The organism is Caproiciproducens sp. LBM24188 (assembly GCF_054130445.1).
In genome coordinates this window covers 1,115,738-1,133,888 of sequence record NZ_CP196862.1, presented here as the reverse complement: position 1 = coordinate 1,133,888, position 18,151 = coordinate 1,115,738, and the positions used below count along the sequence as shown (strand labels likewise).

At 49.6% G+C, this 18,151-nt stretch carries 15 protein-coding genes; all 15 read right to left on the bottom strand.

Going from position 1 to position 18,151, the window contains the following annotated elements; genetic code table 11:
* Positions 1-25: 25 nt before the first annotated feature.
* On the bottom strand, positions 26-1,939 hold the full coding sequence (gene htpG / locus ACSVDI_RS05440) for a molecular chaperone HtpG (RefSeq protein WP_457945312.1): 1,914 nt from the start codon (positions 1,937-1,939) through the stop codon (positions 26-28).
* A gap of 202 nt (positions 1,940-2,141) precedes the next feature.
* Positions 2,142-3,317 (bottom strand): cation diffusion facilitator family transporter, encoded by a 1,176-nt coding sequence (locus ACSVDI_RS05435; protein WP_457945311.1) that lies wholly within the window; start codon positions 3,315-3,317, stop codon positions 2,142-2,144.
* A 60-nt stretch (positions 3,318-3,377) separates the two neighbouring features.
* The gene (locus ACSVDI_RS05430; protein WP_457945310.1) at positions 3,378-3,908 is read right to left on the bottom strand and encodes a FumA C-terminus/TtdB family hydratase beta subunit; all 531 of its coding nucleotides are present in this window, start codon (positions 3,906-3,908) and stop codon (positions 3,378-3,380) included.
* A 221-nt stretch (positions 3,909-4,129) separates the two neighbouring features.
* Complete coding sequence (locus ACSVDI_RS05425) at positions 4,130-5,053, bottom strand: magnesium transporter CorA family protein (protein ID WP_457945309.1); 924 nt, start codon at positions 5,051-5,053, stop codon at positions 4,130-4,132.
* A gap of 440 nt (positions 5,054-5,493) precedes the next feature.
* Positions 5,494-6,597 carry a cell division protein FtsZ gene (gene ftsZ / locus ACSVDI_RS05420; protein ID WP_457945308.1) on the bottom strand — a complete coding sequence of 368 codons (1,104 nt, stop codon included), beginning with the start codon at positions 6,595-6,597 and terminating at the stop codon, positions 5,494-5,496.
* A 129-nt stretch (positions 6,598-6,726) separates the two neighbouring features.
* Entirely contained in the window at positions 6,727-7,644 is a 918-nt protein-coding gene (locus ACSVDI_RS05415; protein ID WP_457945307.1) for a cell division protein FtsQ/DivIB, read from the bottom strand.
* A 56-nt stretch (positions 7,645-7,700) separates the two neighbouring features.
* On the bottom strand, positions 7,701-8,954 hold the full coding sequence (murA, locus tag ACSVDI_RS05410) for a UDP-N-acetylglucosamine 1-carboxyvinyltransferase (protein ID WP_457945306.1): 1,254 nt from the start codon (positions 8,952-8,954) through the stop codon (positions 7,701-7,703).
* A gap of 136 nt (positions 8,955-9,090) precedes the next feature.
* Positions 9,091-10,218, bottom strand: a complete 1,128-nt coding sequence (gene murG, locus ACSVDI_RS05405) for an undecaprenyldiphospho-muramoylpentapeptide beta-N-acetylglucosaminyltransferase (protein WP_457945305.1) — start codon at positions 10,216-10,218, stop codon at positions 9,091-9,093.
* A gap of 53 nt (positions 10,219-10,271) precedes the next feature.
* Positions 10,272-11,516 (bottom strand): putative lipid II flippase FtsW, encoded by a 1,245-nt coding sequence (ftsW, locus tag ACSVDI_RS05400; protein WP_457945304.1) that lies wholly within the window; start codon positions 11,514-11,516, stop codon positions 10,272-10,274.
* 207 nt (positions 11,517-11,723) lie between these two features.
* A complete protein-coding gene (gene mraY, locus ACSVDI_RS05395) occupies positions 11,724-12,731 on the bottom strand; it encodes a phospho-N-acetylmuramoyl-pentapeptide-transferase (RefSeq protein ID WP_457945303.1) in 1,008 nt (335 codons plus the stop codon).
* A gap of 177 nt (positions 12,732-12,908) precedes the next feature.
* Entirely contained in the window at positions 12,909-13,418 is a 510-nt protein-coding gene (locus tag ACSVDI_RS05390) for a hypothetical protein (RefSeq protein ID WP_457945302.1), read from the bottom strand.
* Between the two features lie 50 nt (positions 13,419-13,468).
* Positions 13,469-15,694, bottom strand: a complete 2,226-nt coding sequence (locus ACSVDI_RS05385) for a penicillin-binding transpeptidase domain-containing protein (protein ID WP_457945301.1) — start codon at positions 15,692-15,694, stop codon at positions 13,469-13,471.
* A gap of 249 nt (positions 15,695-15,943) precedes the next feature.
* Positions 15,944-16,438 carry a hypothetical protein gene (locus tag ACSVDI_RS05380; RefSeq protein WP_457945300.1) on the bottom strand — a complete coding sequence of 165 codons (495 nt, stop codon included), beginning with the start codon at positions 16,436-16,438 and terminating at the stop codon, positions 15,944-15,946.
* Positions 16,439-16,533: 95 nt separating this feature from the next.
* A complete protein-coding gene (rsmH, locus tag ACSVDI_RS05375) occupies positions 16,534-17,460 on the bottom strand; it encodes a 16S rRNA (cytosine(1402)-N(4))-methyltransferase RsmH (protein ID WP_457945299.1) in 927 nt (308 codons plus the stop codon).
* A 24-nt stretch (positions 17,461-17,484) separates the two neighbouring features.
* Positions 17,485-17,904: a division/cell wall cluster transcriptional repressor MraZ gene (mraZ, locus tag ACSVDI_RS05370; RefSeq protein ID WP_457945298.1), complete on the bottom strand. Its 420-nt coding sequence runs from the start codon at positions 17,902-17,904 to the stop codon at positions 17,485-17,487.
* Between the last annotated feature and the right edge of the window lie 247 nt (positions 17,905-18,151).

The following is an 18,151-nucleotide window of genomic DNA, read 5'->3' as shown; positions in this document are numbered from 1 at the left end:
AACGATTGCCAGGGGAACATGGCCTTTATTTCGTCATCAGTTCACAAATCTGATTGGAGAATTCCAGCGGATTGTCAATTTTCACGCCCTCAATAAGCAGCGCCTGTGTGTAAAGCAGGGAAGCATACTGTTTGAGCGTGTCTTTATCATTCTGGTACAAATCGCAGAGCTTCTGGAAAATCGGATGATTTGCGTTGATTTCCAGCACGCGCTCGGCGCTGACCTTTTCCTGATTCGGCAGTGCGTTCAGCACTTTTTCCATTTCTATGGAAATTGCGCCGCCAGTGGAAAGGCAGACCGGGTGTGTTTTCAGCCTCTGGGAAAGAATTACCTGCTTAACCTTGCCATCCAGGGCTTCCTTCATAAAGTTGAGCATATCTTTGTTTTCCTCAACCTTTTTCGCTGCTTCCTTCTTTTCCTCTTCCGTTTCCAGGCCAAGGTCATCGGCAGACACGGATTTGAACTCCTTGTCGTCGTACTTCATCAGCATACGCACGGCGAACTCGTCCACATCGTCGGTCAGGTAAAGGATTTCGTAGCCTTTTTCCTTCACGGCTTCGGTCTGCGGAAGCTGTTCTACGTGCTCCACGCTGTCGCCGCAGGCATAATAGATGAACTTCTGGCCTTCCTTCATGCGGGAAACATACTCTTTAAGGGTGACCATCTTCTTTTCACTGGAGGAGTAGAACAGAAGCAGGTCCTGCAGAACTTCCTTGTGCAATCCGTAATCCTGATATACGCCGTATTTCAGCTGGAGACCGAAATTTTTGAAGAAGTTCTCGTACTTTTCGCGATCTTTTTCCAGCATGCTTTCCAGCTCGGATTTAATCTTCTTTTCCAAGCGTCCCGCAATCAGCTTCAACTGGCGGTCATGCTGCAGCATTTCACGCGAAATGTTCAGCGAGAGATCCTGGGAATCGACTAGGCCGCGTACAAAACTGAAATAATCCGGCAGCAGGTCGGCGCATTTTTCCATAATCATAACGCCGTTGGAATACAGCTGCAGACCCTTTTCGTAATCGCGGGTATAAAAATTAAACGGTGCTCTGGCTGGAATAAAGAGCAGTGCTTTGTAAGTCGCAGTACCTTCGGTGCTGGAATGAATCACCAGAGCGGGGTCCTGATAATCGTTGAATTTACTCTTGTAGAATTCGTTGTATTCCTCCGCCTTAACTTCGTTGCGGTTTTTGCGCCACAGAGGAACCATGCTGTTCAGGGTTTCGGTTTCCACATAAGTTTCGTATTCATCCTTATGCTCGCCCTCTTTTTCCTCTACGTCCTTGGGCTTTTCTTTCAAACGCGTCTTTTCCACGTCCATTTTAATCGGGTAGCGGATATAATCTGAATATTTCCGAACCAGATTTTTCAGCGTGTAAGTATCCAAATACTCATCAAAGTGATTTTCTTCTGTATCGGGCTTAATATTCAGAATAATCGTTGTGCCATGCGATTCTTTTTCGCAGGGTTCGATGGTATATCCTTCGGCCCCGCTGCTTTCCCAGCGGTAGGCTTCGTCGCTGCCATACGCCTTGCTAATAACGGTAACATGGTCGCTGACCATAAAGGCGGAATAGAAGCCAACACCGAACTGACCAATAATCTCGATATCCTCTTTCGGTTCATTGTCCTTTTTAAAGTTCAGCGAACCGCTCTTTGCAATGGTGCCCAGATTATTTTCCAGTTCTTCCTTGGTCATGCCGCATCCGTTGTCCGTAATCGTCAGGGTGCGTTTTTCCTTGTCCGGCTTCAGCTCAATATAAAAGTCTGCGCGGTTCAGGCCGGTGTCCCCGCTGGTCAGGGTTTTATAATACAGTTTGTCAATTGCGTCACTCGCGTTGGAGATCAGCTCGCGCAGAAAGATTTCACGGTGGGTATAAATGGAATTGATCATCAAATCCAGTAAACGTTTGGATTCCGCTTTGAATTGCTTCATCGCCATGTTATCAACCTCTATTTTTTATTTTCGCATTTAGCACTCCAACTCTTAAAGTGCTAAAATTATTGTAATACAACCCTGTGGGAATTTCAAGTAGATAAATTGTTAATTTTTTATTTCAAATTGTTTGCCGAACTTTGTTTTGGCAAACGCCATAAAAAAGCCGCGGAATCCTCCGCGGCGACAATCGATGCTAGGAATATATTTACTTTGCGGGAACGTAATCGTGGTCGATGGTAACCACCGCATGATAGTCGGGGTTCAGTTTGTGAATTTCATCTTCCAGCCGTTTTTTCAGCTCTTCGTCCGTAAGTTGGAACCCAAACGCAACGCACACGTCAAAAATCAGGTTAGAGTGCGTTGTGCCCCACACCACACGGAAATCGTGCATGGTGATTTCCGGTGATATCTGGCTGATGATCTGCATCACCTGCGCTCTTACAGCGTTGGTGCGCGCGTCATCCGTAACAATCGGGTCAAGGTGGATTACCAGATGAATCCCCCGCTCCGTTAAAAAGTCGCGCTCAATGTTGTCAATAATATCATGACTGACCAGAATATCCTGTGAAGCGGAAACCTCGCAATGCACAGAAGCAAAACAGCGATCCGGGCCATAGTTGTGAACGTTCAGGTCGTGGATACCGAGAATCCCGTCGTAACTCATGATTTTTTCATAGATACTGTCCACAAATTCGCGGGTCGGTGCAGTGCCGAGCAGCGGGTTGCTTGTGGACTGAATGAGCTTCACCCCGGTAATCACAATCAGCACCGCTACAGCCAAACCCATGTAGCCGTCCAGATTTACGCCGGTCAGTTTGGTAATCACCGTACCGATGAAAACCGCGCTTGTCGCCATCACATCGTTCAGGCTGTCGGTTGCAGTAGCGGCGATGGTTTCGGACTGAATGCGCTTCCCGATTTTTTTGTAGAACATTCCCTGCCATATTTTAATCAGAATGGAAATCAGAAGAGCTGCCAGCATAACCAGGCTGAATTCCGCATTTTCCGGATGGAGAATTTTATCAAAGGATCTGCGCCCCAGTTGAAACCCAACCAGTAGAATAGACAGCGAAACAATCAGCCCCGCAAGGTACTCTATGCGCGCATGGCCGTACGGATGCTCCTGGTCTGCCGGTTTACCCGCCATTTTAAAGCCGACCAGCGTGACCACTGAAGCAGCGGAGTCGGACAGGTTGTTCACAGCGTCTGCCATAATAGAAATGCTGTGAAAGAAAAATCCTGTCACGAATTTAATGAGAAACAGCAGGAAGTTCGTGGCAATTCCTACAATTCCTGAAAATTTTCCGTATTGTTCGCGTACTTTATTATCGCTAGTATGATTGTAATCCTTAATAAACAGCCGAATCAAAAATTCAGTCATGACCAACACCATCCTTTCGATGCTGTCCGGGCACTGCGCCAAATGGCACAAGTAGTCACTTTACGCTTCAAACAAGCTGCCCCCGCGGCAGTCAATTGCTGTGATCAGCGGAAAATTTTCAACCTGCAGACGTTTGACGGATTCACAGCCAAGGTCGTCAAACGCAATCACCTCTAACGAACGCACGCACTGCGCGGCCAACGCCCCTGCGCCGCCGATTGCGCAAAGATAAACCGCCTCATTCCGTTGAATGGCCTGCACCACTTCCGGTGAACGCCCGCCTTTTCCAATCATGCACTTCAACCCCAGGTCAAGCAGCCGAGGGGTAAACACATCCATGCGGGAAGAAGTGGTCGGCCCACAGGAACCAATGGGCAGGTGTGCTGGAGCCGGAGTGGGCCCGGCGTAATAAATGCAGGCTCCCTTTAAATCAAACGGAAGCGGCTTGCCCTCGTCCAGCAGCTGAAACATCCGTTTGTGGGCAGCGTCCCGCGCTGTATAGATGGTACCGCTCAGAAGAATGCGATCCCCTGCACGCAGTTTTTTTGCAGCTTCTTCAATCTCTTCCGTAGGAACAATAAGTCTGTCCATGCTAACCTCCAAAATACCAGAATAGGGAACTGCCACCGCAGTTCCCTAATTTTTCAATTCCTATTTTATTACAATAATATAAGATTGCTGAACCGAAGAAATCGAACTGCCATTCGGCAGAACCGCTGTGCGGGAAACCTCCGTTCTGAAATCAGAACCCTCTATAAGTTGATTTAGAAATTATATCACAAACCGCATCCTTTTGCAATCCAAAAGAAAATTCAAAACATATCTTTTTTACGCAGAATCAAATACGCAATTCCCATGCATGCGGCTGATATCGCGACGGGAAACCAGAAATTCGCCATTGGAACGCCAGTAACGTTCATCCCGTACAAACCGGTAATAACGGTTGGAATGGAGATCAGCAGGGTAATGGAGGCCAGCACTTTCATCACGATATTCAGGTTATTGGAAATGACGGACGCAAACGCATCCATGGTGCCGGACAAAATGTTCAGGTAAATGTTCGACATTTCAATGGCCTGCTTGATTTCGATCAGAACATCTTCCAGAAGGTCCTGATCCTCCTCATAAAGCTTGATGACACGCCCGCGCATTATTTTTTCAATGGTAATTTCGTCGCCTTTCAACGAAGAAGAAAAGTAAACCAGTGATTTTTCAATATCCAGCAGCTGAATCAGTTCGGAATTTTTCATGGACTTCCGAAGTTCGCGCTCCACAAAATCGCTGATTTTATCAATCTGTTTCAAATATTGCAGAAACTTCGTCGCAATCCGAAGCATCACCTGCAAAATAAAACGGGTTTTCAGATTGGTCTGCACACCCTTTACAACATCCTCAGAAAACTCGTTAATGATGGCGTTTTCGCGAATGGACACCGTAATCACGTTTTTCTCGGTCAAGATAATACCGAGTGGCATGGTGGTATAAGTAATGTTCTGCCCGTTTTTTTCCACCACAGGAATGTCAAGAATTACCAGTGTGCTGGTGTCTTCGTAATCGATGTGGGAGGATTCCTCCTCATCCATTGCGGCACGAAAAAAATCCGGTTCAATACCAAAATCGGCAATCAGGCCGTTAATCTCATCATCATTCGGCGCAACACAGTTAATCCAGCACCCTGGTTCACAGGCCGGAATTTCTGAGATGTGGCCGTCGATGGTTTTGAAGTAGGTCAGCATTGCACTCATCTCCTGTATGAAATTGAATGAAGCTTCGACTGAAAGGGTCCGGGTTCACAATGCCACCTCCTCAAATATGTATTTTCACTCAGGCTTTATCCGAATGATATTATATCATAATATGACGAGAATACAAGAGCAAATTCAGTATTTTGGGCAATATTTATTGAAAGTCGTCTTATAATACTAAATTTAGGCTTATTTGAACGAATTAGAGGAAAATTGGCCCAAAACCGGTGAATTTGAATTTCGAAAGTGCGGAAGCCACTACAATAGTATTTCCCACAAAGGAAGGAAATAATAGGCTGCTAATATTGTGAGATTCTTTTTTTCGGATGAGCAAAACCCGGTGAGCTGCAATCCCGCAAAGGGTTGCTAAAAACCGCTTAGAAAAAGGCGTGCCCCGCATATGCGAGGCACGCCAAAAGGATTTTGGACCATTATTTACGGTTAAAAATCGACATGATGTCGGTAAAATCCTCATCGTCAATCGGACTGGATTTCTGAGCCTGCGGAACCGCACTGTCTGCCTTTTCCGGTTGTTTTCCGGCGGCTGGCTGCCTGTCCGCTGCGCCTTCCGGCGGGTTAACGGTGGAAAAGCCTGTTGCAATCACTGTAACGCTCATCTCATCATCCATGTTTTCATCAAACGCAGCGCCCCAAATGATGTTCGCGTCTTCATGCGCCTGCGCAGAAATCATGGAAGAAGCAGTTTCGATTTCGTCCAGACCAATATCGGGGGAAGAAGTAATGTTTATGATAACGCCCTTTGCACCGTTGATGGCCGTTTCCAAAAGCGGGCTGGAAATCGCCATGTTTGCGGCCGCTTCCGCCTTGTCCTTACCGGAGGCATGTCCCACACCCATATGGGCGTAGCCCGCGTCCTTCATAACCGCAGTCACGTCCGCAAAGTCCAGGTTTACCAAACCCGGCAGCTTAATCAAATCCGAGATACTCTGCACGCCCTGGCGGAGCACGTCATCCGCGATGGAAAACGCGTTCAACAGGGTAATCCGCTGTTCACTGACCAGCTTCAGCCGTTCATTCGGAATGACAACAAGGGAGTCCACATGCTCGCGCAGGGCCGCGATACCGCTTTCCGCCTGCTCCATACGGCGGCGCCCCTCAAATTCAAAGGGTTTGGTTACAATGCCGACGGTCAGAATTCCCATGTCCCGGGCCAGCTCGGCCACCGTAGGCGCCGCACCGGTACCGGTTCCACCGCCCATTCCAGCGGTAATGAACACCATATCGCTGCCGCGCAGAGCCGCGGCGATGGCTTCCCGGCTTTCATCCGCAGCCTTCTGCCCCATTTCAGGCTTAGAGCCCGCTCCCTTTCCGTGTGTCACTTTCTCGCCGATTTGAATCTTTTGCGTTGCTTTGGAACGGTAAAGAGCCTGCTTATCGGTGTTGATGCTGATAAACTCGACGCCCTGCACGCCCATAGTAACCATTCGGTCAATGGCGTTTCCGCCGCCGCCGCCAACACCGATAACTTTTATTTGAACGATGTTGTCAAAATCGTTGTCAATTTCGAAAGGCATGTGCTGCATCCCCCTTGATTTATCCTTAAGTTGTTTCAATTCTCAGAAATTAATGGATATTAATAATTTACCATGTTTTCATACTTTTTTCAATTATTTTATTCAAATACTCCGGAGTAATTATGCTATTTATGAAGTTTTTCCGGAAGATACTGAATAATTGGGGTCAAAGTAAGCGTGCTCGTCCTCTGCGCTGGTGGACAAGTCCAGAACGCCCCTTTCCGTGTTCTTAATTTTACCGGACTCCAGAATGTTTTTTCCGAACCGCAGCTTTTTTTCAAGATCGGAAGCGGGGCCCAAGTTCATGTTGATCCGATTGTCATAAACAACGGTAATCTGGTAGGTTTTACTTAGGTCGATTTTTGTAACCTTGTCCAGCTTTGCTGCCTCAATGGCCGCAATCAGATCTTCAAACATGGTTTTCTGTGTGGAATCCTTGTACACGGCTGCTTTCCCCACCGAAGCGTCGGTAAGCGTTACCCCCTGAACCAGCGTTTGATTCGTGGGAACCTGGTCCACAATCTCCAGCACCTTTCCGGAAGCGCCGAGGACCACAAACTTCTTGTTGTACGAAATCACCCCGCAGACCGGCTCCTCCGAAACAGAAATCAGAATTCGTGCGGGAAGCCGCCGCTTTACGTTCACCGCGCCAATATAGGGAAGATTCTGCAAAATCCTTTTCTCCGCCGCATCGGTATTGGTTAGGAAAAGATTCTGACCCTTTTTTATTCCGGACAATGATATGATTTGATCGGCAGGATAGCTGGATTTTCCCTCCACAGAAACGGTGTCGATTTTAAACAGAACGGTAAGGGAAAGCGCGGCGGCGCACGCAATCACCGTAACAAAAACGAACAGATAAAACGCAATCAGTGCACGCCGTTTCCGGCGGCGCCGGGCCTCTGCCCGGCGCTGGGGAGTCGCGTATTTCCCGCTCCGCCGGTTTGGGGCGTTCCCCTGATGCCCGAACACCGGCCGGTATTCCCCGCTGCTCTTATCGTACACACGAGGAATCCCGGTGTTTCTGCTTCTTTGATTTCCTGCCATTGAAACATCCCCCGATGATTGGTGAAATTTCCGGACCCTGTTTACTGTTCAACAGGTTAAATCCTTTTTACGTCTGCCCCAAGCTGGGCAAGATTCTTTTCGATGTTTTCGTACCCTCGGTCTAAGTGCTTTAAACCCGAAATTTCTGTAATCCCATCCGCTGCAAGGCCAGCGATGACCAAAGCGGCACCGCCCCGCAAATCAGCGGCTTCCACCGGCGCGCCGGAAAGGCGGCTGACGCCTTCCACCACCGCGACTCGGCTCTCCACCTTGATATTCGCCCCAAGCCGCAGCAACTCTCCTACATGTTTATATCGGCTCTCAAAAATATTTTCCACAAACATGCTGGTGCCGTCGGCAAGCGTAGTCATCGCCATAACCGGCGCCTGCGCGTCGGTCGGGAATCCCGGGTACGGCATGGTTCGGATATTCTTGATCCTTCTGAGGCGTTTGGGCGAAATGATCTTCAGCTTGTTGTCTTTAATCTCAAGCTTACAGCCTGCTTCGTCAAATGCCGGGAACACTGGGGCCAAATGCTCCGCAATGATATCGGTAATTGTCAGCGTACTGCCCGTAATGGCGGCTGCGGCAAGGTAAGTAGCCGCAGCGATGCGGTCCGGTATCACCCGGTGCTCGCAGCCGGACAAATGCTTTACCCCTTCAATGGTTACGGTGCTTTCCCCCGCACCGCTGATTTTCGCGCCGCAGGAATTCAGAAAATCCGCCAAATCCCAAATTTCCGGTTCCCGCGCCGCATTGGTGATAATGGTGGTGCCTTCGGCGCGCACAGCCGTGATGATAATGTTTTCCGTGGCGCCAACACTGGGGAACGAGAGATTAATCACAGCGCCGTGAATTCCATCTGGGACGCTGCACTCCAGGCATCCATGGTTTTCATTGATTACGATCCCCATTTTGCGCAGCGCCGCAAGATGCAGGTCAATGGGGCGCGGACCAAGCTCGCAGCCACCCGGAAAAGAAAGAAGCGCCTGCCCCATGCTGCTGATAATTGCTCCCAGGAAAATAATAGAGGACCGCATTTCACGCATTAACGCATCGGGGATATCGAAGTGATCCGTTGTGCGCGGGTCAATAAAGATGTCGCCTCCGCTGCGCTCCGCGCCACACCCCAAATGCCGCAGAATCTTCAAGGACGTGTCCACGTCTGATAGATTCGGGCAATTATGTAAAACACATGGTTCTTCACATAATAGAGCGGCGGCCATCAGCGGTAAAGTGCTGTTTTTTGCACCATGGATTGCTATTTCACCTTCCAGTTGGTTTGGTCCGTGAATGATAAGTTCTGACATAACAACACCCCCACATTTTCTATTATCATACTATGCGGGGATTTGCTATGCGGTGATTGCTTTCCTGAAATCGGGTCCGCTGCTCTGCCGCGGGCCCGGTGGGTACTGCCTTCTCCTACATCATATATCGGTCGAATCAGGATTTTGCTTCAGCCAAAACTTCCTTTAAGATTCGGTAGATGCGTTCATTGGCATCTGTAATGCCCATCTTCTTTGCGTTCGCGCCCAACTTGGCAATCGTATCCGGTTTGGCGAAGAGCTCTTTTACCTTGCTGCAAAGCAGGGGACCGGTCAAATCCTTTTCTTCAATCAGAACAGCTGCGCCGCGTGAGACAAGCGCCATGGCGTTATGGTACTGGTGGTTTTCCGCCACGTTAGGTGATGGAATCAGAATGGAGGCTTTTCCCTGTGCCTGAATTTCACTGAGGGTAATTGCGCCCGCCCGACCGATTACCAAGTCCGCAGCCGCAAGGCATTCGGGCATGTTATTAATATATTCCCGGATGTCAATGTTGTGATGCTTTTTCGGGTCCCAGCCTTTTTGCTTCAGAAGATTGGGAAACCATTTCCCCCACTGGCCGTAGCCGTGAATATGCTGAAAACGTCCGGTTTTCGCGCTGTCCGCCAGCAAGTCCGCCATGGCCTCGTTGATGGTCCGTGCGCCAAGGCTTCCGCCAAAGGATAGAATCAGCGGCCGGTCGTCCAGCCCAAGCGCTTTTCGGGCTGCGGCGCGCTGCGCGCGAAGCACAGCAGGGCGAACCGGATTGCCGGTAAGAACACATTTTGCCGACGGATCAAGATATTTTTTCGCGTCCTCCACCGCAAGCATGGTGCGGTTGGCGCGCTTGGACAGCATTTTGTTGGTTACGCCGGGAAAAGCGTTCTGTTCGTGAATGACCGATGGGATTCCCAGCTTGATTGCCTCGCGGATTACGGGGCCCGCTACGTAGCCGCCGGTGCCAACGCAAAGGTCGGGTTGAAACTCCCGGATGATCTTTCGTGCTTCCCGGCTGGAAGTAAATACATGAACCAGAGTCTTCATATTGCGTTTTACATTTTTCCAGCTTAGTTTTCTTTGAAAACCGGAGATGGTAATGCTTTTAAACGCAAAACCCGCTTCCGGAACCAAACGTTCCTCCATCCCGCCTTTCGCGCCTATGTATAAAATCTGCGCGTCAGGCTCCTGTTCCCGCAAATATCCTGCGATGGCAAGCGCCGGGTTAATATGCCCCGCCGTACCGCCGCCTGCAAATATCACTTTCATAATATCCCTCTTAATAACATAATTCCTGCCGGAAACCCGGCCGGATGATAACACTACGTTTTCTCAATGGAAGACGTTCGCGAAATAGACAGCACAATTCCCATTTCTGCCAGCAAAATAACCAGCGAGGTTCCCCCGTAACTGAAGAACGGCAGGCTGATGCCGGTATTTGGAATGGTATTGGTCACCACCGCAATGTTCAAAACAACCTGCAAGCCGACCTGCATGACCAGGCCGATTCCGAGCAGCATTCCAAACTTATCCTTTGCTTTCAGTGAAATGGTAATTCCGCGCCACACCAACATGGCAAACAGAATAATGATAATCAGCGCACCGATAAATCCCAGTTCTTCGCATACAATGGCAAAAATAAAGTCGTTCTGCGGTTCCGGAAGGTACAGGTACTTTTGGCGCGACTGCCCCAGACCAAGCCCAAGCAGTCCGCCGGATCCGATTGCATACAGGGATTGGCGCGTCTGCCAGGTATCTGCAATGATTTCTTTTGAAGCAGTGCTGAACGGGTCCAGCCAGGCGACCAGACGGTCGTTCGCGTAGCTGAATTTTTTGGAGAAAAGCACCAGATACATCACGACGGCGCCTGCCCCGCCGAACGCGATTCCAAACCAACGCAGCCTTACCCCGCCAATGAACAGCATGACTCCGGCCAGAATTACCAAAATCACAGTGGCGGAAACATGCGGCTCCAAAATCAGCAGGCCGGCCGTAACCCCCAGTATAATCAGGTACGGAAGAACCCCATAGCGGAACGTGTCCATTCGGTGGAAGTTCAGGGAAATCAAATGCGCAAAAATCAGAATAATAGCAAATTTCGCAAGCTCCGAAGGCTGAAACTGCCCGAGCGGGCCAAGCTCCAGCCAGCGGTGCACACCGTTAATGTCGCGCGACGTAAACAGAACGAGCACCAGCATTGCATAAGAAAGCAGCAGAATCGGAACCGCAAATTTATGAAGATGGTGATAATCGAAATAAGAAATTGCAATCATCGCCACCACACCGAGCACTGCCCAAATGGCCTGACGGCTGATAAAAAAGTAGCTGCTTCCATGGCGGTACAGGGCGTTTGCAAAGCTGGCCGAAAAAAGCATAACCAGCCCAATCACCAGCAGAACCAGAATCAGAAACAAAAACGGCAGGTCCATGCCCGAACGAGCAGAAAAAACACGAAATTTCTTCCGAATTTTCCGAACAGCCGACGGATTTTCCGGTTTCTGTTCCTGCCTTTGACCGGAACCGCCGCGCACGGGGGGCCTTTTCGATTCCGCTTTTGGATTCACCATGGATTACGACCATCCTTTCGATGCCGACCAATCATTGTCCGATGCCGACAAACACGGCGTGAAGCCGCGCGCCATCATTTCTAAATGCTTTTCATGGGCAGACTGCAATGATTCATTGGAATGTCCAACACCTTTGCTTTTCTGAAACAGCAAGCAGCGATTCCATTAAATCACAGTTCACCCGAAAAATTTGTCAATATCCATCCTTCAAACGCCAACCATTACACACCATACGACAACTGCACCCAACACAATCGTAACCAGGCTGAACACGGCGCAAATTTTCACTTCGCTCCAGCCGCACATTTCAAAATGGTGATGAATCGGGCTCATCTTAAACAGGCGTTTCCCGTGTGTTGCCTTGAAGTAAGTAACCTGCAGGACCACGGACAGAATTTCGCAGATATATATAATGCCCAAAGGAAGAATAATTATAGGCATGTTCAAGCCAAAACCGAGCGCGCAGACCATTCCGCCGAGGAACAGCGAGCCGGTGTCGCCCATAAATACCTTCGCCGGGTTGAAGTTCCAAATCAAAAAGCCGAGGCAGCCACCAGCCGCCGCCGCGGAAAGGATGCCAATGCCCGAAACGCCCAAAACGCCGGAAATCAGCAGGAAAAAGATCGACACAAAAAATGTAACCGAAGCATTCAGGCCGTCGATTCCATCGGTAAAGTTTACTGCGTTAACAATGCCGACAATTCCAAGAAAGGATAAAATCCAGTACCAGGCGCCAAAATTGATGCTCCCAACAAGCGGGATCATCGTCAGTGTAGAGGCGCCGGCCAAATACAAAGAGTACAGGTATGCGCCCGCCACCAGAAACTGCAGAATCAGTTTCTGCTTTACATTCAGGCCAAGGTTGCGCTTTTTCACCACTTTAATATAATCGTCAAAAAATCCGATTGCGCCGAAGCCCAGGGCCATCAGCAAACCGCTGACAAGCTTTGTGCGCATCAGCATATCCAGTGAGCTTCGTTCCGACAGCACATAAAAGAGCGGCAGACAGATAGCTGCGGCCACAAAAATGCCGATGATAAACATAAAACCGCCCATGGTAGGCGTGCCGTTTTTCTTCTGGTGCCATCTGGGCCCGACTTCCCGAATGGTCTGGCCAAAATTAATCTTGTGAAGAAACGGTACCATCCATTTTCCGAGCAGGCCGGTAACACCAAACGATATAACCGCCGCCGCCATCGTCCAAACTGAGTTCATAATGTTCTTACTCCACCTTTTTGTGATTGCCCGAATTGCCCGAGGCAAAGGGGGTATTCCTAATTACCGGCTGTAAAACCGGCAGTTTTTTATTATAGCACATTCCCGCGTCGAAAGCGATGGAATCCTCTTCTTTCGCCGTGAGCCGAAAGACGCGGCCGAATGACCGTCCCACCGTCACGTAGGAACCACGCTTTCCGCTTGTAAAGGCATAGTGTTCAGGGCATCCAGCACTTCTGCAAAGGATATGCCTGCGGTCATTGCGGCGGCTGCTGCCGCCAGCGCCTGCTCCACAAATTCCGCCTGGCCGCTGTTGCGCTTTACACGCCCGATTACACCTGCCCCGACTATTTCAAACGTCATCTGCCCGTCCGGGCTGCGGCGAATGTTTTTAACGGTATAATCCGCCCGGTCGTCTTCCATGGAATAGGTAACAAAGCATTGATTCGGGCCGGGACTACCTTTCTGATTTTCATACGGGGCGACATATTTCTGAAATTTCCCTGCCGCGTCCGCAAATTCCCCTGTGCCGGCAAGCAGCAGGTACGGAACCTCCTCCGGGCGCAAAGGTTCCCCTGCGGGCGCGACACGACAATTCGTGCGCCCGCAGAGGTCCATAATTTTCTTCAGGATGGAACCAATCATGCCATTGGGGTCGCTTACTGCAATCAATTTCACAGAACGCATACGCTCAATCCCTTATCCTATCCTTACAAAATCAAATTCATCCGGGAAAGCTATTCTACCTGGTCCGGTTCAATAAATCCAACCGTCACCACGGTGCCTGGGGATACTTTCGCCCCCGCGGCAATACTCTGCGAATTGGAAACCGGATTCGTACCGGTCAAGGCCGCGCCTGTAATGCTGATGTTAATACCCGCATTTGCGGCGGCTTTATTGGCATTTGCAAGGGACATGCCTACCAGATTCGGCACGGTAACGGTGTTACTGGCGCTCTTGGTGTCGGTAAACAGGACAACCGTTCCGTTCTGCGGAATGGTCTTACCCGGTTCTGGTACCTGAGAAACCACCGTTTGGCCGCTGCCGTAGACTTTTGCAACCAGCTTGCTGTTGACTATCGTATTTTTGGCGTCGTTTACCGACTTGCCCACCACATTAGGTGCAGAAACATCCAGTTTTTTCATTTCGGTGTCCGTATATTTCCGCTGCACGCCAAGGTAAGGGAGGATTTCCTCCATTGTTTTCGCAAAAACAGGACCGGCTACGGCGCTGCCATAATAGCTGCTGCCGTGCGGTTCGTCGTAATACACCAACATGGCGATTTCCGGGTCGTCCATCGGTGCAAACCCGCAGTAAGAAGCGATATATTCATCTTTTCCGGTGCGGATTTTCACTTCGGTCTTCTGGGAGGTACCGGTTTTTCCGCCGATGCGGTAACCGGGCAAATATCCGTTTTTCGCGGTGCCGACCGTAGCGTTCCTTTGAAGGATGGCGGCCATGCGTTTGGATGTTTCGCTGGAAATCACCTGGCGCTTCGGAGTGGTATCCACGGATTTTACAATATTTCCGCTGTCGTCAATAATTTGGCTGACAACGTGTGGCTGCACCAAATAGCCGCCGTTTACAACAGCTGCCGCAGCGGTAATCATCTGAATCGGCGTAACGCTGAAGCTTTGGCCGAATGCTGAAGTGGCAAGTTCCACCGGATTCAGTTGGTTCTGGTTGTAATACAGGCTGGCTGATTCGCGAGCCTCACCGGGAAGGTCGATTCCCGTTCTCTGGGTAAAGCCGAAAGCCTGAAAATATTTAAAGAAACGTTCTGGCCCAAGCCGCTGCCCGATTTCAATAAATACCGGGTTGCAGGAGTTGCACAGACCTTCCACAAAAGTCTCCGCCCCATGGCCGTAGGTACGCCAGCAGTGAATGGTTTTATCGGCTACCACCACGGCCCCCCTACAGTAGAAAGGAGAATTTTCTGTAACCACGCCCTCTTCCAACCCTGCGGACGCAGTAACCATTTTAAATACGGAGCCCGGGTGGTATGTATCACTAACCATTTTATTACGCCATTGCTTGTCGAGCGCCGCTTTCAGCGCGGTGGTTCGGGCTTCGCCCTGCGGCATGGCGTTAATCCGTGCCGCCTCCGTTTTATCGGCAATGGTAAACGGGTCGTTGGGGTCAAAGTCCCCTTTTACCGCCATGCCAAGAATCGCGCCGGTTTTTACGTTCATTACAATCGCTCCGCCGCGTTCCCCAACCTTGTTTTTCACAATGCCTTCTTCCAGGTTTTCCTCCAGAAAGTGCTGCACCACCTCGTCGATGGTCAGAACCAGGCTGTCGCCGTTTTTCGCGTCCACTTTCTGCTCATACTGGAATGGCATATCGGTACCGATGGCATTTTTCGCCGTAACCAGTTTTCCCGGCGTACCAGTCAGATAGCTGTCGTACTGCTGCTCTACACCGGCAAGGCCCTGACTGTCCGACCCGGTAAAACCGAGAACCGTGGCGGCAAAAGTGCCATAGGGATAATACCGCTTATAATCTTCGATTAACCGGATTCCGTTTCCGATATTATTATCATTTTTAAATTTCAGGACTTGGTCCTTAACGTCTGTTTCCACCTTGCGCTTCAGTTCGTCATAGTAAGTCTTTTTCTTGCTGCGCTTTATAATTTCCTCTTTATCCATGCCCAGTATTTGCGACAAACCGTTCGCGATTAGATCACGGTTTTTATCCGTAATAAAGGCCGGTTCCAGCACGACTTTCCAGACCGTGGCGCTTTTGGCAAGCTCCTTCATGTTGCAGTCGTAAATGGTTCCCCGCTGAGCGTTCAGGGAAGTATTCTGCATCTGATTTTCCACCGCCATGGTGTGCAGCTGTTCCCCGTTAATCAGCTGCAGCCGTACCAAGCTGACGATAATCGCGCCAAACCCGATGACATTCAGCGCCAGCAGCAAAAACACCGTGCGGCGCCACATGCGGATTGTCGTACCCTTTGCCATAGATCATCCTCCAAACCAAGGCGGGAACCTGTTCCGGATTCGGAATTTCCCCTGTTAAAACAATCTGTTACAAAAATGAGAGTTAAGATTAGATCTCAACTCTCCTTTTCCCAAAGTCTTGTTTCATAAAGTCAATTTTCATCGGCCCGAAACAAACACACTTCCTAATTTTATAAACAAAACCCGCCCAAACCATCGTTAAAAAGAATGGGAAAGCATGCAGTAATACTTATTGACCAACCGTTTCGATTATGACAGCAAATGAACAATTGTGTCCCACAGGGAAGTAAACCAGTTCTGGTTGCCGCTTTGCACAACCTGGGTTTTATCCCCTTTGGAAAGCTCGATTGGTTCCACTTGACTTTGTTCAATGCGCTTCATGCCAAGCTTATCGGTGACATAGCTTTCCACCGCCTGAAGCGAAAACTGGGATTCGGACTTCATTTTCAGCTGCGTATAAACGCTTTTCTGCTCATTCAGCGTTTTCGTTGCAGAATTCAGCTGTTCGGTCAATTCGGTCAGCTGCACTTGGCCGTAAACGATGGTTCCAACAATTCCGAGCATCACAATCATCGCCAGAAATGCGGACACCGCTTTAACCGGGCTGACCTTCGGGCGCCGGTTCTGTTCCAGCTTTTCTTTCGGAAGCTTAATAATGTTGTCCTGTTTCTGCGGTTCGTCCTGCCGGCGTTTGGGCTCAAAAAGCGCAAAATCGTACGCTTCGCTGCCTTTCCGAGATGCCATGTTTTCACTCCCTATCCTATATGATTTCCGGGAATACGCTGATGCAGCCGTTCGGGGGGATAGTAAAACCGAGATCCGTTACTCAGCGTTTTCCTCTATAATTTGATGCAGACACGAAGCCTTGCGCTCCGGCTGCGGGGATTCTGTTCCAATTCCTGCTCGCTTGGGGCAAGTCCCTTTTTATAAAGCAGCTCTGCCCGCGGTTTTTTTCCGCAGACGCAAATCGGAAAATCCGGCGGACAGGTACAGCCTGTACACCATTCAGCCATGCGCTGCTTCACCATGCGGTCTTCCAGCGAATGAAACGTAATGACGGCTAGCCTGCCACCCGGCTTCAGCAGAGAAAACGCTGCGTCCAGCCCCTGGGAAAGCCTGTCCAGTTCCCCATTCACCGCAATGCGCAGGGCCTGAAAGGTTTTGCGGGCCGGGTGCCCCGGCTCCCGGCGAACCGCCGCAGGAACGGAGGACTTTACAATTTCCGCCAGCTGAAGCGTGGTTTCAATCGGCGCGGTCTCCCGTGCCTTTTCAATTCCTTTCGCAATCGCACGCGCATTTTTATCTTCGCCATAGCGGCTGATAATCCGCGCAAGCTCCTGCCAGGAAAGTGTGTTAACCAAGTCTTTTGCGGAGGTTCCCTCCTGACTCATGCGCATATCAAGCGGTGCGTCGTAATGGTAGGAAAATCCGCGTTCTGGGGTATCCAGCTGATAGGAAGAAACCCCGATATCAAGAAGAACGCCGTCCACGGAATCAATTTGAAACCGTTGTGCAGCCTGAACCATCTCGGAAAAATTCGCATGATAAACGGAAACGTGCGGATTGCCGCGAAAACGTTCGGTCACTGTCTGAATCGCGTCCGGGTCCTGATCAATCGCAATCAGCCTTCCGGTCGTTAAGCGATCTGCAATGGCTTGGGAGTGTCCGCCGCCCCCGGCGGTTCCGTCAATATAGATTCCATCCGGGCGGATATTAAGGCTTTCAATAGTTTCATCAAACAAAACAGGCTTATGCTGAAAATTCATTTCGCCTTTTTACACCGCCCGCACTTAAAATTCAAGCATATCCATAGCTTCGGCAATACTTTCTTCCGTCAGAGAGGAATTGAATTCTTCCCAGCGCGCGCTGTCCCAAATTTCAGCGCGGGTAGAAGCACCAATCACGGTAACGTCCCGGGTAAGGCCAGCGTAATCGCGCAAGGTTTGGGGCAGCAGAATACGCCCCTGCTTGTCCGGTTCCACTTCCGCGGCGCCGGAGAAGAAAAAACGCTGCAGTCCACGGGATTTGGAAATCGGCATGGCCTTGATTTTTTCCTGCAGCCTTGCCCATTCCTCCGGTGAAAGCACAAACAGGCATCCATCCAGGCCTTTTGTGACATAAAAACATTCTCCCAAATCCTCACGGAATTTGGAAGGAATAATCACGCGGCCCTTCGGGTCTATATTATGCTGGTACTCTCCGATCAACATAATAAACTTCCTGTTTTTGGGTAAATGCATGATGGGTTCTCCACATCGTGGCACTTACCCCCACCTTTCACCACTTTGTGGTTTGATTATAACGTATTCAGAATAAAATTGCAACCACTATTTTAATTTATGTAAACCAATTTAGTCATATTTTTTAAAATTTTATATTAAAGATTTTTTCAATAAATTTAATCTAACCAAAAAGTAATTAAATATTATGCCTAAAATTACCAAAAATGAGAATATT